Genomic DNA, 14,106 nt, shown 5'->3' on the forward strand with positions numbered 1-14,106 from the left:
CCCAGATGACCGACGTATTTCTCTGCCACCCCCGCCGCTCGGCCATCGGCCGCATCGGCGGCAGTCTCGCCAGCGTGCGCCCGGACGACCTGGCGGCGCATATTTTCAAAGCCGTGCTGGAACAGGCCCCCAACCTGGATCCGGCCGCCATCGACGAAGTCATGATGGGCTCGGCCAACCAGGCCGGCGAAGACAACCGCAACGTCGCCCGCATGTCCGCACTGCTGGCGGGCCTGCCGACGTCAGTGCCGGGCACCACGCTCAACCGCCTGTGCGGCTCCGGCATGGATGCCGTCGGCACCGCCTTTCGCGCCATCCGCGCCGGTGAGATGGACCTGGTTCTGGCCGGCGGCGTGGAGTCCATGTCCCGCGCACCCTATGTCATGGGCAAGGCCGACAGCGCCTTTTCACGCGGCCAGAAAATCGAGGACACCACCATCGGCTGGCGCTTCGTGAACCCGCTGATGAAGCAGCAGTACGGTGTCGACTCGATGCCGGAAACCGCGGAAAATGTCGCCGAGCAGTTCCGGGTGTCGCGCGAGGATCAGGATCTGTTCGCGTTTCGTTCGCAGCAGAAAGCCGCTCGGGCGCAAGAGGACGGAATTTTTGCCGAGGAAATCGTGCCGGTCTCCATTGCGCGCCGCAAGCAGGAGCCGCTGCTGTTCGACCGCGACGAGCACCCGCGCAGCACCACCCTGGAAAAGCTCGCGTCACTGCCGGCGCCGTTTCGTGAAGGCGGCAGCGTCACCGCCGGCAATGCCTCCGGAGTGAACGACGGCGCGGCCGCCATGCTGGTTGCCAGCGAAGCCGCGGTAAAGCAGCACCGCCTGCAGCCGATGGCAAAAATCCTCGGCATGGCCACCGCCGGCGTGGAACCCCGCATCATGGGCATCGGCCCCGCGCCCGCGGTGCGCAAACTGCTGGAAAAGCAGGGCCTCAGCATCGCCGACATCGACGTCATCGAGCTCAACGAGGCCTTTGCCGCCCAGGGCCTGGCCGTGATGCGGGAGCTCGGCATCGCCGATGACGATCACCGGGTCAACCCGAACGGCGGCGCCATCGCCCTCGGCCACCCGCTGGGCATGTCCGGCGCGCGCCTGCTGATGACCGCGGCCCACCAGCTGCAGCGCAGCGGTGGCCGCTATGCCCTCTGCACCATGTGTGTCGGCGTCGGCCAGGGCATTGCTACACTGATCGAACGCGCTTGAGTGAAGGAGCTTTCATGGCATTCTTGAACCACCGGGGCCGCACCCTCTGCTACCGCCTGCTGGGCGATGCAAGCAGGCCCCTGCTGATACTTGCGCATCCACTGGGGATGAGCCAGGGCGTATGGGACGATATGCTGCCGGCGCTGCTCGCCAGGTTCCGGGTGCTGACCTGGGACCTGGCGGGCCACGGCGCCAGCAGCGCCTGGCCTGAGGACAGCGCGACCATCACACCGGACGATCTGGCCCGGGAAGCACTGGCCCTGGCCGACACCGCAGGCGCCGACGCCTTCCATTTTGCCGGCACCTCCATCGGCGGCGTGATCGGTCAGCAGCTGATCGCCGAACAGGGCGACCGGCTGCTCTCGGCCACCCTCACCAACACCGGCGCCGTGATCGGCACGCCCGACGCCTGGCACCTGCGCGCTGCCAACGTGCGCGAAAAGGGCCTTGCCGTTATGGCAGAGGACATAGTGCCGCGCTGGTTCGGCGCCAGGGCTTGCGAGGAGCAGCCGGCCCTGCTTGACGGCTGGAGGGTCATCATGGGCCGCGGTGACGACAACAGCTATGCCCTGCTGTGCGAGATGCTGGCCAATACCGATTTTCGGGAAAAACTCGACAATCGGAAGGTACCGCTGCAACTGATCGGCGGCGCCAACGATGTCGCCACGCCGCCGGAATCCCTGGCAGCGCTGGCGCAATGCTGCAACGCAGCCGATCCCGTCATACTGGAGCAGGTCGGCCACGTCCCGTCTGTGGAATGTCCGGACCGCTTTGCCGGTCTGCTAATCGAAAACCTGCTTTAATCCGCTTGATCGGGGCAGCGCCTGAAGGCGCTGCCCCTTTCCACTGCCTGACCTTACAGCCCGTAGAAGAGCTATGTAACTTGCGAATAGGTTGCAGATACCGCAGCTATAGCTGACCTTTTGAAAACTTGGCCGCAGCTTCCCTAAGCTACTCCTTTCAGGAAGTACTTCTATTTCGCGATACTGAGGGTAAGCTCGCCCACACCCTCGACAAAGCCGGTGATCCGGTCGCCCGCCACCACGGCGCCGACGCCTTCGGGTGTGCCGGTATAGATCAGGTCGCCAGGCTGCAGGTGGTAGAACTTCGACAGGTGGGCAATGATCTCGCGCACGTTCCAGATCAACTTGGTCAGCTCGGATTTCTGGCGGGTCTCGCCATTGACGGCCAACTCGATCGCGCCCGAATCGACAATGCCGGTCTGGGTTTTCGGCACGATCGGGGAGATCACCGCCGACTCCTCGAAATCCTTGCCCAAATCCCAGGGGCGGCCGGTTTCACGCGCCTTGAGCTGCAGATCGCGACGGGTCATGTCCAGGCCGGCGGCGTAGCCAAAGATCAGGTCCTCCGCATCGGCTTCGGCGACCTCGAAGCCTTCCTTGCCGATGGCGACCACAAACTCCATCTCGTAGTGGTAGTTGCCGGTTTGCGGCGGATAACTAATCTCGGCGCCGGCCGGAATCAACGCGCTCGGATGCTTGGTGAAGTAGAACGGCTCCTGCGTCGTCTTGTCGACGCTGGTGCCCATTTCGGCAGCGTGGGCGTGGTAGTTGCGGCCGACGCAGAAAATGCGGTGAACCGGAAACAGTGCATCGGTACCGGCGATGGCAGTCAGGGTCTGGGGTTTGGCAGGGAAAATCAGTTTGTCGCTCATAATCGGGGGCTCTCTGTCGTTGACTAATCAATGGTAATCGGCGGCATCCGACTAACGTAGGGTGCACTGAGCGCAGCGAACTGCACCGCTCATTGGCTCCTGGGGTGACTCGAAGCACGACGCGGCACGTTTCGCTACGCTCAAGGTGCCCTACGGGTTGCGAACGGAACCGCCAATCACTAATAAATGCCGAGGTAGCGGTGCAGTGGCGCTTCGTCGGCGGTGATCAGGAATGCAGGCGCGTCTTCGGAGTCGTTGCTGAAAACGATATCGGTGTAGCCCGGCGCGGACAGGGTGTCCTTCGCGTTCCAGGCAAGCGGTTCGCCGCCGTCGACGCCCATGCGTCCACTGCCCTCCACTGCATGGAAGACGCAGGCGGTGGTACGTTTCGGCAGCACGACGGTTTCACCGGGGCGCAGCATGATGGCGCCGAAGCCTATGCTCGGGAACAGGCTAGCGCCGGTCTCGGGATTGACGTAATCAATCCGCAGCAGCTCTTCGCGGTAGTGTTCCGCCATCTCGATCAGGCATTTGCGCGTCCGGGTCCAAGGATAACGCAGCATCGGCGCGGCTTCCTGGGCGCGCTTGAAATTGACGTTCGGCACGACGCCCGCGGCACTGTACTCGGCGAAGGATTTGTCCCGCGCCCGCCTGGTCGGCTGCGGTTCGCCCTCCATCGCCCAGGAGCCTTCGAGCTGATACATCAGCGGCAGGTCGAGCACGTCGAGCCAGACGATCGGCCCATCGCCTTCGTGATGGTGCTCATGCCATTTGCCGGCCGGCGTCAGGATCAGGTCGCCCCGCTCCATGCGGCAGGGTTCGCCGTCGACGGTGGTGTAGGCGCCCTCACCTTCGACAATGATGCGTACGGCATTCGGTGTATGCCTGTGGTTCGGCGCCGTCTCGCCCGGCAGGATCAGCTGCAGGCCCATGTAGATACTTGGCGTTGCCTGCATGTTGTTGAGACCATGCCCCGGATTGGCCAACACCAGCACGCGGCGCTCGGCCTTTTCCATCGGCGTCAGTTCGCCGGCCTGTAACAGCAGCGGGCGCACCGCCTCGTATTTCCAGTTCAGGGTTTGTGTCCTGCGGCTGGGGACGTTCGGCGGCAATACCGCGCGCATATTGGGCCACAGCGGTACCAGATTCTCGCCGGTCAGCTGATCGCGATAAGACTGGGGCAGCTCTTCGAGTGTGCCAAGTGCGTGCATATACCACTCCTCTTATTGTTTATCCCGGAGCCAGGCCCCTGCGTTTGTCTGGATTCTGTACACTGGCAGTTGTGCCAGCCGGCAATACTCAGGCGGCAAAATCAGGTTGCCGCGAAGGCTCGGCCTGCTGGAATGCGGCTTGGCGGCAGCAGTGCTCGTATACCGCCATGATTCGCGGGTAGGCCGATAGATCGCAGCCGAAGCGCTGGGCGTTGGCGACCTGGGGGACCAGGCAGACGTCGGCCAGCGTCGGGGTCTCGCCAAAGCAGAAGTCGCCGTAACCGTGACGGGCCAGCCTCTCTTCAAGCGCCGTGAAGCCTTCCGCGACCCAGTGGCGGTACCAGTCGCGTTTCTGTTCGTCACTGACGTCCAGTTCCTTGGTCAGGTAACCGAGTACGCGCAGGTTGTTGATCGGGTGCATATCGGCGGCTATTGCACTGGCCACTTCCAGCACGCGGGCTTTCAGCTTCGGCTCTGCCGGCACCAGACGCGGTTCCGGACAGATATCGTCGAGGTAGCTGATAATGGCCAGCGACTGGCTCAGCGAAAAGCCGTCGTCGCCCTCGAGCACCGGCACCCCCTTGGACGGGTTCAGTTCGCTGTAGTGATGGCTGCGCTGTTCACCGACCCGGATATTGATACCCTGGTAGTCGTATTCCAGTCCCTTCAGCGCCAGAGCAATGCGGACGCGGTAGGACGTGGAGCTGTTGAAAAAGCTGTAAAGTTTCATCGGGTCTCCCTCGTATCGCCGGCGCCAGCAGCCTGTCGGCTCGCAGTGAGAGCGCCGCCCGGTGTGAAACTGATTATTCACGGGACACCCCATAGCGAATAATGATATTTTTGGATACACCCATACTTTATTTCGTATACCTATGGACTGGACACGCCGCCTTCGCTTCCGTCATCTGCAACTGCTGATCAGCCTCGCCGAAACCGGCAGCCTCAGCGATACAGCCCGCCAGGCGCATACCACCCAGCCGGGACTGTCAAAGTGGCTTAAGGAGCTGGAGGAGGACGCGGGGGCCTCGCTGTTCGAGCGCCATGCCCGGGGTCTCACGCCGACCCCGACGGGGGAGCTACTGGTCAGCCATGCGCGGCGGATCCAGACCGAAATGGAGCGCGCGCAACTCAATCTTGAAGCACTGCAGGAAGGCAGCAACCGTACCTTCGCGGTCGGCACCTCGCCCGCTGCCGCGCCGAGCTTCGTCCCCGCCGCCATGATGAAATTTCTAAGACAGCACCCAAAGACACGGCTGCAGCTGCAGGAAAACACCATGAACGCCATGCTCGAGCAACTGGAGCATGGCAGCCTCGATGTCGTTGTCGGCCGGCTGGACAACTTCGAGCCGCGTCCGAGCCTGCGCACCGAAGCGCTGTACGACGAGCCGCTCAGGATCATCGCGCGGGTCGAACATCCGCTGTCCTACGAACGCAATATCAGCTGGGATCAGGTGCTGAAATACGACTGGGTTGTCTGGCCACGCGGCACACCGATACGCAGCCGGCTCGAAAATGCACTGACCGCCGCGGGCCTGCATAGGCCTCATTACCGGATAGAATCGACGTCCCAGGTCGGCAATCTCTGGCTGCTGCAGTACAGCGACATGCTCTCGGTCGCATCGGAGCGGATCGCGCGGCACTTTACCGACCGCGGCCTGGTGGTCCCCCTCGATATCGAGCTCGGCAGCGAAGGCGGCTTCGTCGGCATGTGCTGGCGCGACGAGGCGAACCCCGACGCGGCACTGCAGGACCTGCTGGACTGTTTTCGCCAGGCAGTATCCCTGATGTTCGATTGAGTGCCGCGCACAGGGCCCTGGCCGCTGTTTTCATACCGCCTTAAGCGAGCTAGCTTTAACACCGAAGAAACCGACCCAAATGGACATCCCCAGAGTGGAAGCCTGATGTACGACCGTATCACTCAGCGGCAACTGCTGCTGTTCGTTGAAATCATCAAGCAGGGCAGCGTCGCCGGCGCGGCGGACGCCCTGTCGATCACCCAGTCGGCGGCCTCCAAAAGCCTGGGTCAGCTGGAACAGGTGGTCGGGGAGCGGCTGCTGGAGCGCAACCGCGCCGGTATCCTGCTGACCCCGGCCGGCGAGATATTCCACCGCTACGCCAGTGCCAGCCTGACAGCCGTTCGCCAGGGCATGGAGCTGATCGCACAGAGCCGCAAGGATGCCCGCCACGCGGTGCTGCTCGGCTCCCTGCCCAACGTCGCTTCGGAAGTCCTGCCGGCCGCGGTCGCGGCGTTCAAGACCCGGCATCAGGATGTACCGGTGAAAATCATCACCGACACCAACCGTAATCTGCTAACCCTGCTGAGAACCGCCGAGGTGGACTTCGTGGTCGGCCGTTTCGCCGAACCCGCCGACATGATGGGGCTGCACTTCGAGCGCCTCTATTACGAAACCCTGGCACTGGTCGCCCGGCCCGGCCATCCGCTGCTGTCACCAGCGCCGCTGTCGCTGCGCGATATCACCGATTATGCGGTGATCCTGCCACCGCCCGGAACCGTTATACGTCCGGAGATCGACCGCTTTTTTCTGAGTCGCGGCCTGATCGAGCTGCCGAACACCATCGAGACGCTGTCGGTCGAGTTCGGGCGGCATTACGCGCTGCAGAACGATGCACTCTGGATAACCGCCCGCGGCATACTGAGGCCGGACATCGAAGCCGGCGTGCTGCAGGAGCTTGCGGTCGACCTCACCGCCACCGAGAGCGCAGTGGGCATATCGACCCGCGCCGAGGCTGGCCTGACCCGGCTCAGCGCCGAGCTGATCGAACAGTTGCGCATTGCCAGCCGCCTGATCAAACCCTGATACAAGGAAAAAAAGTCATATGAACGGACAAGAATTCGCTTTAGCGCGCATTATATTCCGTTAAAAATGATCTACATCAAGATCAGCGGTACCCTGGGCGACCTGGGGCACCGCCATAACAATAACTTGGAGTAGATCATGACGAAGCGATTTTCCCGACTGGTCCTGAGCACGATTCTCGCCTCTACCCTTGCCGTTCTGCCGTTTACCACCCAGGCCCGCACCCTCAGCATCGGCACCAATCCCCAGGGTTCCGTCGCCTATGCCTCGGGTTCTGCTATCGCCGACGTGGTGGGCGATGCCATCGGTACCCCCTTTACCGTTATCCCGCAGGGCGGCCCCACCGCGATTATCCCCGCGATGACCGCGGGCGAGTTCGACTTCGCCTTCGCCAATGTCGTCGCCGCGGCGACCGCCCTGGACGGCAAGGGCCCGTTCAAGGGTCGCAAATTCGAGTCACTGCGCGTCGCCGCGGTGGTTTATCCGCTGCACCTGGGTGTTTACGTCAAGAAGGATTCGCCGATTAAGTCGTTTGGCGACCTGCGCGGACAGCGCGTCGCGTCGGCATTCAAGTCTCAGTCCAACCTCGCCGGTTTCATGACCTCGGCGCTGGCGATGTCCGGCATGAGCTACGATGACGTCACCGCGGTCCCGGTCCAGAACGGTGTTCAGGCGATGGACGAACTGATCGACGGCGGCCTGGACGCGACGATTTTCAGTACCAAGGCCGGCGTGGTGCAGAAAGCCGACGCCGTGGTCGGCGTTCGCGCACTGTCGGTGGACAGCTCCGACAGTGCCAGCGCAACCCTGGCCGAGCGCTCTCCGGGCGCCTACGTTGCCGAAGTCGCGGCCGGCTCCGTGCCGGGCGTTGCAGCGCCCACCAACGTGATCGAGGCTCCCTTCGTCGTGCTGACCGACAGCCAGGTCGACGAGGAAACCGTCTACCAGGTCGTCAAAGCCCTGGCGGAGAACAAGGACAAGCTTGCCGTCGCCGCCAGCGACTTCGAAGCACTGGACCTCAACACCATGGGACAAAGCAAGCTTCCGGTGCCCTACCACCCCGGCGCCATCCGCTTTTACCAGGAAAAAGGGGTATGGCAGTAATCTGACTGCCCACCCGCCCCCCGGGCGGCGCCCTTCAAACGACCGGTGCCGCCCCCACCCCCCTGATTCAAAGTGACCTCCATGAAAAAAATTGCCATCAACACGCTCGGGGTGATCCTCGTCGTGCTCGCAGTTCTGTGGGCGTTCGATATCCAGCGCCTCGTCGGGCTCAACCTTTACAAGGGACAGTACCTCTACGTACTTGTCGCCCTTGCGGTACTGGTTGTCTTTATCTCGCACCCGCTGGTCCGTACCCGTCCGGGGCTGTCGCTGCTGCTTGATATGCCCGTCGCTTTGCTGGGGTGTCTGGCATCGCTGTATATCGCCTTCGATTTCGAGACCCTGCTCGACCAGGCCAACCTCTACGATTTCCAGGTTTCCGGGCAGGTTCTCTCGGCGGTCATGATCCTGGTGCTGATCGAGGGCATACGGCGCGCCGCCGGTCTGTCGCTCGCAATCATCATCGCCGGCTCGCTGATGCTTGCGTACTTCTCGGCCGATTTGCCAGAAGTCCTGTCGGGACGCCCGTTCCGGATGGATTCCTTCCTTTACAAAATGGCCTACCTCGACGGCAACATCCTGGGGGCGCCCCTGGCCACCGTCGGCAGCGTCGTCATCACCTTCGTGTTGATGGGGTCGGTGCTGCTCTGCACCGGTGGTGGCCGGTTCTTCTCGAACATTTCCGCTGCCCTGTTCGGCGGCGCCCGCGGCGGCTCGGCCAAGATCGCGGTAACCGCGTCCGGCCTGTTCGGCTCAATCTCGGGCTCCGCCGTGGCCAACGTCATTTCGACCGGCATGATCACCATCCCGATGATGCGCAAGGCAGGCTACAAGGCGGAAACAGCTGCCGGCCTCGAAGCCGTCGCCTCCACCGGCGGCCAGCTGGTACCGCCGGTGATGGGCGCCGCCGCCTTTCTGATGGCGGTCACCATTCAAACCGATTACTCTGCCGTGGTCCTTGCGGCGCTAGTTCCCGCCTTTCTGTATTACCTAGCGCTTTTCCTGCAGATCGACCTGATCGCGGCCCGCGACGGCATTCGCGGGCTGCCCCGCGAGGAGCGCCCCAGAGCGCGGGATGAGCTTCGCTACGGCTGGCTGTTCATCATGCCGTTCGTCGTGCTGATCACCGGTCTGTTCGTTTTCGCCTGGCGTCCCGAGTACGCGGCGCTGATCTCCACCGGCGCCCTGATCGTCGCGCTCTATGTCTTCGGTGTGAACGGCAAGCGTCCGTCGCTGACGACCTGGTTCGAGGCGATCCGCGATACCGCCTCAGCCGCGGTCGGCATCGTCCTGATCGCCGCCGGTGCCGGCATCGTCATCGGCGCGCTCAACAACTCCGGCATCCTGTTCAAAATCACCGAAACCATCATCGACCTGGGCAACGGCAACCTGGTCGGTCTGCTGCTGCTGGCAGCGATGATCTGCATCGTGCTGGGCATGGGCATGCCGACCGTCGGCGTCTACGCGCTGCTGTCGACGCTGGTCGCGGCACCCCTGGTCGAGCTCGGGATCGACAAGATGGCGGCTCACCTCTTCGTGCTCTACTTCGGCATGATGTCGCTGATTACACCACCGGTGGCGATCGCCTCCTTTGCCGCGGCGAGTCTCGCCAAAACCCCGGCGATGCGTACCGGTTTCGAGGCCACGCGCCTGGCATGGTCAGCCTACGTCATCCCGTTCGTGTTCGTGGTCAACCCGGCACTGATCTTCAGTGGTGACGCCATCGACATCGCGCTTGCCATCGTTCGCGCCACCGCCGGCGTCTGGCTGGTGACCGCCTGCATCGTAGGCTACCTCGGCGGTCCGCTCAGCCCGATGCGGCGCCTGACCTATCTGACGCTTGGCTGCCTGTTGCTGCTGCCCAAGGCAGCCTACCCCGAAAACATCGAACTGACCGCTGCGCTCGTCACCCTGCTACTGGGCGCGCTGGTTCTGGCTTCCGAACACTTCGTACAGAAAAAGAGACAGGTAGCGCTGTGATGACCCAGAAACGCACCAACTTTATCCTCTTCATGACCGATCAGCACCGTGCCGACCATCTCGGCTGCTATGGCCACAGGGTGCTGCGTACGCCACACATCGACAGTCTGGCCGCGGCCGGAACCCTGTTCGAGGAGTTCTATGTCGCCAGCCCCGTCTGCATGCCGAACCGCTCCAGCCTGATGACGGGCCGGATGCCGTCGGTTCACGGCGTGCGGGCCAACGGCATTCCGCTGTCCACCGACAATGTCACCTTCGTCGAACTGTTGCGCGAAGCCGGTTACGCCACCGCCCTGGTCGGCAAGAGTCACCTGCAGAACTTCGTCGGTACGCCGTCGGTGCTGGAACAGGACGAGCCGCCGGCCGATTACCGTCAGCCTTCCGAGGCGCTGAGTCAGGCCACGCGGGATCACCGCAAGGATGACCGCTACCGCAACGAGGAACCGGATTTCTGGTCCCGCGAGGGCGCCCGCGTCTCGACGCCCTTCTACGGCTTCGACCATGTCGAGCTGGTGACAGGCCACGGCGACGCTGTCGGCGGCGACTTCAAGCAGTGGCTGCTGCAGCGCGAACCGGACGCTGCCAGCCTGCTCGGGCCGGATAACCAGTTGCCACACGACTACAGTTGCCCCCAGGCGGTGCGTACCGCCGTGCCGGAGGAACTCTACTCGACCACGTTCATTGCCGAGCGTGCAGAAGCCTGGCTGCAGGAAAACGCCAATGGCGAGGACCCCTTCTTCATGATGGTCTCCTTCCCGGACCCGCATCACCCGTTCAACCCGCCCGGCAAGTACTGGGACATGTACAGCCCGGACGACATGGATGTGCCCGAGGCGTTCCGACGCACCGACTGGGAGGTACCGCCGCACGTGCAGGCGCTGTACGAGCAGCGGCGAACCGGTCGTGCAGCCCTGCACGGCATGAACAGCATCGGCAGCGAACTGGACGAGGCGCTCGAGGCGCGGGCGCTGACCTGCGGCATGATCAGCATGATCGACGATGCCGTCGGCCGCATACTGGCCGCGCTCGATGCCAGCGGCGAGCGGGAGAACACCGTGCTGCTGTTCACGTCGGATCACGGCGATCATCTAGGCGACCACCGACTGCTGTTCAAGGGGGCGGAACAGTACCGCGACATCACCCGTGTGCCCTTCATCTGGTGTGATCCGGCCAGCGCCACCCGCGGGCAGCGGCTGAAGGCACTCGGCTCGACCATCGATATCCCGGCCACGATCCTGGACCGCGCCCGGATCAACCCGTTCGCCGGCATCCAGGGCCGGACGCTGTTGCCGGTGATCGACGGCGACAACCGCCACCAGCGGGATGTCGTCTTTATGCAGTACGACCACCAGCGCACCCACCCGGGCCTGGACGGCCCGCCGCGGGTTCATTCGATCTTCGATGGACGCTGGCGTATCAGCCTGTTCGAGGGCGTCGAGTGGGGCGAACTCTACGATCTGGAAACGGATCCGGGCGAATTCGTCAATCGCTGGGACGACCCGGACGCGGCGACCGAAAAGTACCGACTGATCGAGCGCCTGGCGCGCGCCGAGATCGAGCATATCGACCGCGCACCGCTGCCCACCAGCCTGGCATGAGTGACGGTTCAAGCAAAATCTTTCACGAGGGCTGGCCCGGAAATTCAATCCGGGCTCAGCCTAAATTTTCAAGAATGCATTAAGCATCCTTGCTTCATATATCAGCACGCCAGGTATCGAAGCGCGATCCATCACTAGTGTAGGCTCCAGTGGACTGAGCGGGCATTGTGATGAACGGTAGCGAACGCCAACACCTCGCTGATTGAATTTAGTTAATATATTAATTATATTAACAAACCTCAACGACGACTCGGAATTTTCCCCCTATGTTATCCACTTCAACGATCCCGGCCTTCATCCCGCGATTCCTGGATCGTTGCTCCGGGCCCCTGATGTTCAGCGCCATGCTGCTCGGCCTTGCCGATACCTTCGACCTCATCGAGGCCAGCCATATCGCCACCCTGCTGGCCTGGTCGTTCGTACTGCTGGAGCTGCGCAATCTGAGCGGCAAACAACGGCGCCTGATCCTGATTCTGGGCACGGCGGGGGCGCTCTTCACCTGCTGGGCCTGGATCAGGGGCAGCCAGATCGGGCTACTGGATATCCTCGGCGAGCACCTTAAGCTGGCCATGCTGCTGGCGGCCGTCAACTTCATTCGTCTGGTATCGAGGCTCGAGCCCGCAGCGGATTGCAAGGGAATGTGCAGTTTCCTGACCACCCTGGGCGGCATGCACTTTTTTTCCTCGGTGGCGAATTTCTCCTCGGTCCTGATGGTCGGCGACCAGCTCTATCGCTCCGAGCGCCTGTCCGCGCTGTCGCAGATCATTCTCGCGCGGGGATTCAGTCTCGCGGTGCTCTGGTCACCCTTTCTCAGCATCCTGCCGATGATCCTCGACAAGGTGCCGGGCACCGATATCTATGAGATCTACCCTTTCACGCTTTCACTGGCGCTGCTGGGTCTGTTACTGACACTGCTCGAATGCCGGTTCAGGCGCGCTGACGCGATGCGTGAATACGCGGGTTACCCGATCAAGCGCTCCACGCTGCTGCTCCCGGCACTGCTGATTTCCAGCGTGCTGCTGATTACCTGGCAGGCGCCCACCCTGCCCACCACCGGTCTGGTCGCCACCCTGGCAATACTGGTCCCATTTTTCATCCTGAGCCGGAAAAAAGGGGCAAGCACGGCAATCCGCACAACCGCCAGCCACATTGTCGAGCGCCTGCCGGACGCCCGCGGCGAAATATCGCTGTTTCTCGTCGCGGGCCTGCTCGCCGCCGGGGTCAAGGGCTGCATTGCACTGGGGCTGGTCGACCTGCCGTTCGATGAGACCAATGCGGACATCGCCAGCCTGGTCCTCGTTTCCATCGTCGTCTTCTCCGCCCTGGGGGTGCACCAGTTCGCGCTGGTCGCAATCTTCATGGGCTTCTTCGCCGACATCACCACCACACCAACGCTGATGGCCATCGCCTACGTGGTGGGGACGGCGCTGTCGATGTCCGGCAGCATTTTCAGCGGTTTGAACTTCATCCTTCAGGCCCGCTTTCGCTGCACCGCTCGCGAGATACTGGCCAACAATACCCTTTACACCCTGGTAATGCTGGCGGTAACGCTCTGCACGCTCCAGGTGCTGGAATACTGCGGGGTGAGGTAACTAGGCGCCCCCGCGCTCCCCAGTCAGGGCAGGCGCGGGAGGACAGAAAAAACGGAGTGCCAGCCGACATCAATCGATCTGCAATACAATCGATTTGATGGGGTTCGCGATGCCCGAAAGACGTGCCAGACGTTCAGGATAGTCGGGATGCATCACTCAGCCCATCCTACACGACCGGCATTCCGGTCGTGGCCCCGACAAGTAAAAAGCGGGGTCGCCCTGAAGATAGGTACTGAGTGGCTGTATCTTGAGGATATGTATTGGAGCGGGAAACGAGACGCAACCGGCCGGCGTCCCGGTCGAGGCCCCGACGTATAAATAGCGGGGTCGCCTTTCAGACGGGCAGGGATTTTAAGTAACAAAATAAAGAAAATTTGGAGCGGGAAACGAGACGCAACCGGCCGGCGCTCCGGTCGTGACCCCTACGAATAAAAAGCGGGTCGCCCTAGAGATTGGCGCGGACGTTATTACTTGGAACCAAGAATGATTGGAGCGGGAAACGAGACTCGAACTCGCGACCCCGACCTTGGCAAGGTCGTGCTCTACCAACTGAGCTATTCCCGCTGATGGCATCCCGTAGGGGGTTCGAACCCCTGTTACCGCCGTGAAAGGGCGGTGTCCTAGACCACTAGACGAACGGGACACATATTGGGGTTACAAGTGACGCGTGACGCGTGACTACCAACCCTGAAACTCAGGCCTCTATTGCAAAATCCCAAGTTTCCGAAAGCCAGCCGTCCTGAACGGCACTTGCTTTCGACGCGTAACGCGCAACCTGTCACGCGTTACCTTCAAGCATTGGAGCGGGAAACGAGACTCGAACTCGCGACCCCGACCTTGGCAAGGTCGTGCTCTACCAACTGAGCTATTCCCGCTGATGGCATCCCGTAGGGGGTTCGAACCCCTGTTACCGCCGTGA

11 protein-coding genes and 4 tRNA genes (1 of these 15 only partly in view) are annotated in these 14,106 nt (G+C 62.5%); 8 read left to right on the forward strand and 7 right to left on the reverse strand.

Annotation, left to right across the window (positions count from 1 at the left end):
• Positions 1-5: 5 nt before the first annotated feature.
• Together pcaF and IEX85_RS07725 are read left to right on the forward strand one after the other, a co-directional pair.
• The gene (gene pcaF / locus IEX85_RS07720) at positions 6-1,208 is read left to right on the forward strand and encodes a 3-oxoadipyl-CoA thiolase (RefSeq protein WP_188860004.1); all 1,203 of its coding nucleotides are present in this window, start codon (positions 6-8) and stop codon (positions 1,206-1,208) included.
• Between the two features lie 14 nt (positions 1,209-1,222).
• Positions 1,223-2,011 (forward strand): alpha/beta fold hydrolase, encoded by a 789-nt coding sequence (locus tag IEX85_RS07725; RefSeq protein ID WP_188860005.1) that lies wholly within the window; start codon positions 1,223-1,225, stop codon positions 2,009-2,011.
• 170 nt (positions 2,012-2,181) lie between these two features.
• Here IEX85_RS07725 and IEX85_RS07730 read toward each other — a convergent pair whose 3' ends face one another.
• The 3 genes from IEX85_RS07730 to maiA all read right to left on the reverse strand — a co-directional run bounded on the left by IEX85_RS07730 (position 2,182) and on the right by maiA (position 4,824).
• The gene (locus tag IEX85_RS07730; RefSeq protein WP_188860006.1) at positions 2,182-2,883 is read right to left on the reverse strand and encodes a fumarylacetoacetate hydrolase family protein; all 702 of its coding nucleotides are present in this window, start codon (positions 2,881-2,883) and stop codon (positions 2,182-2,184) included.
• Between the two features lie 179 nt (positions 2,884-3,062).
• Positions 3,063-4,094 (reverse strand): cupin domain-containing protein, encoded by a 1,032-nt coding sequence (locus tag IEX85_RS07735; RefSeq protein WP_188860007.1) that lies wholly within the window; start codon positions 4,092-4,094, stop codon positions 3,063-3,065.
• An 88-nt stretch (positions 4,095-4,182) separates the two neighbouring features.
• Positions 4,183-4,824: a maleylacetoacetate isomerase gene (gene maiA / locus IEX85_RS07740; RefSeq protein WP_188860008.1), complete on the reverse strand. Its 642-nt coding sequence runs from the start codon at positions 4,822-4,824 to the stop codon at positions 4,183-4,185.
• A 142-nt stretch (positions 4,825-4,966) separates the two neighbouring features.
• On the opposite strand from maiA, the gene IEX85_RS07745 reads away from it, so the two are divergent.
• The 6 genes from IEX85_RS07745 (at position 4,967) to IEX85_RS07770 (ending at position 13,187) form a co-directional block, all read left to right on the forward strand.
• The gene (locus IEX85_RS07745; RefSeq protein WP_188860009.1) at positions 4,967-5,890 is read left to right on the forward strand and encodes a LysR substrate-binding domain-containing protein; all 924 of its coding nucleotides are present in this window, start codon (positions 4,967-4,969) and stop codon (positions 5,888-5,890) included.
• Positions 5,891-5,995: 105 nt separating this feature from the next.
• On the forward strand, positions 5,996-6,913 hold the full coding sequence (gene pcaQ / locus IEX85_RS07750) for a pca operon transcription factor PcaQ (RefSeq protein ID WP_188860010.1): 918 nt from the start codon (positions 5,996-5,998) through the stop codon (positions 6,911-6,913).
• 138 nt (positions 6,914-7,051) lie between these two features.
• A complete protein-coding gene (locus IEX85_RS07755; protein ID WP_188860011.1) occupies positions 7,052-8,017 on the forward strand; it encodes a TAXI family TRAP transporter solute-binding subunit in 966 nt (321 codons plus the stop codon).
• Between the two features lie 81 nt (positions 8,018-8,098).
• Positions 8,099-9,997 (forward strand): TRAP transporter permease, encoded by a 1,899-nt coding sequence (locus IEX85_RS07760; protein WP_188860012.1) that lies wholly within the window; start codon positions 8,099-8,101, stop codon positions 9,995-9,997.
• Positions 9,997-11,595, forward strand: coding sequence for a sulfatase family protein (locus tag IEX85_RS07765; protein ID WP_188860013.1), 1,599 nt, complete (start codon positions 9,997-9,999; stop codon positions 11,593-11,595). The genes IEX85_RS07760 and IEX85_RS07765 overlap by 1 nt, the downstream gene beginning before the upstream one ends.
• A 266-nt stretch (positions 11,596-11,861) precedes the next feature.
• Positions 11,862-13,187: a hypothetical protein gene (locus tag IEX85_RS07770; RefSeq protein WP_188860014.1), complete on the forward strand. Its 1,326-nt coding sequence runs from the start codon at positions 11,862-11,864 to the stop codon at positions 13,185-13,187.
• A 488-nt stretch (positions 13,188-13,675) separates the two neighbouring features.
• Here IEX85_RS07770 and IEX85_RS07775 read toward each other — a convergent pair.
• The 4 genes from IEX85_RS07775 to IEX85_RS07790 all read right to left on the reverse strand — a co-directional run.
• Positions 13,676-13,751, reverse strand: a tRNA-Gly gene (locus tag IEX85_RS07775).
• A gap of 3 nt (positions 13,752-13,754) precedes the next feature.
• A tRNA-Glu gene (locus tag IEX85_RS07780) sits at positions 13,755-13,830 on the reverse strand.
• Between the two features lie 156 nt (positions 13,831-13,986).
• Positions 13,987-14,062, reverse strand: a tRNA-Gly gene (locus tag IEX85_RS07785).
• Between the two features lie 3 nt (positions 14,063-14,065).
• Positions 14,066-14,106: transfer RNA gene (locus tag IEX85_RS07790), tRNA-Gly, on the reverse strand; it runs 41 nt beyond the window's last position.

Source organism: Marinobacterium nitratireducens, from assembly GCF_014645375.1.
In the GTDB taxonomy this organism is placed as follows: domain Bacteria; phylum Pseudomonadota; class Gammaproteobacteria; order Pseudomonadales; family Balneatricaceae; genus Marinobacterium_A; species Marinobacterium_A nitratireducens.

What these genes read in the sequence shown, in the direction of transcription:
- pcaF (WP_188860004.1), top strand. Translation starts at nt 6, where the DNA reads ATGACCGACGTATTTCTCTGCCACCCCCGCCGCTCGGCCATCGGCCGC.
- IEX85_RS07725 (WP_188860005.1), top strand. Translation starts at nt 1,223, where the DNA reads ATGGCATTCTTGAACCACCGGGGCCGCACCCTCTGCTACCGCCTGCTG.
- IEX85_RS07730 (WP_188860006.1), bottom strand. Translation starts at nt 2,883, where the DNA reads ATGAGCGACAAACTGATTTTCCCTGCCAAACCCCAGACCCTGACTGCC.
- IEX85_RS07735 (WP_188860007.1), bottom strand. Translation starts at nt 4,094, where the DNA reads ATGCACGCACTTGGCACACTCGAAGAGCTGCCCCAGTCTTATCGCGAT.
- maiA (WP_188860008.1), bottom strand. Translation starts at nt 4,824, where the DNA reads ATGAAACTTTACAGCTTTTTCAACAGCTCCACGTCCTACCGCGTCCGC.
- IEX85_RS07745 (WP_188860009.1), top strand. Translation starts at nt 4,967, where the DNA reads ATGGACTGGACACGCCGCCTTCGCTTCCGTCATCTGCAACTGCTGATC.
- pcaQ (WP_188860010.1), top strand. Translation starts at nt 5,996, where the DNA reads ATGTACGACCGTATCACTCAGCGGCAACTGCTGCTGTTCGTTGAAATC.
- IEX85_RS07755 (WP_188860011.1), top strand. Translation starts at nt 7,052, where the DNA reads ATGACGAAGCGATTTTCCCGACTGGTCCTGAGCACGATTCTCGCCTCT.
- IEX85_RS07760 (WP_188860012.1), top strand. Translation starts at nt 8,099, where the DNA reads ATGAAAAAAATTGCCATCAACACGCTCGGGGTGATCCTCGTCGTGCTC.
- IEX85_RS07765 (WP_188860013.1), top strand. Translation starts at nt 9,997, where the DNA reads ATGACCCAGAAACGCACCAACTTTATCCTCTTCATGACCGATCAGCAC.
- IEX85_RS07770 (WP_188860014.1), top strand. Translation starts at nt 11,862, where the DNA reads ATGTTATCCACTTCAACGATCCCGGCCTTCATCCCGCGATTCCTGGAT.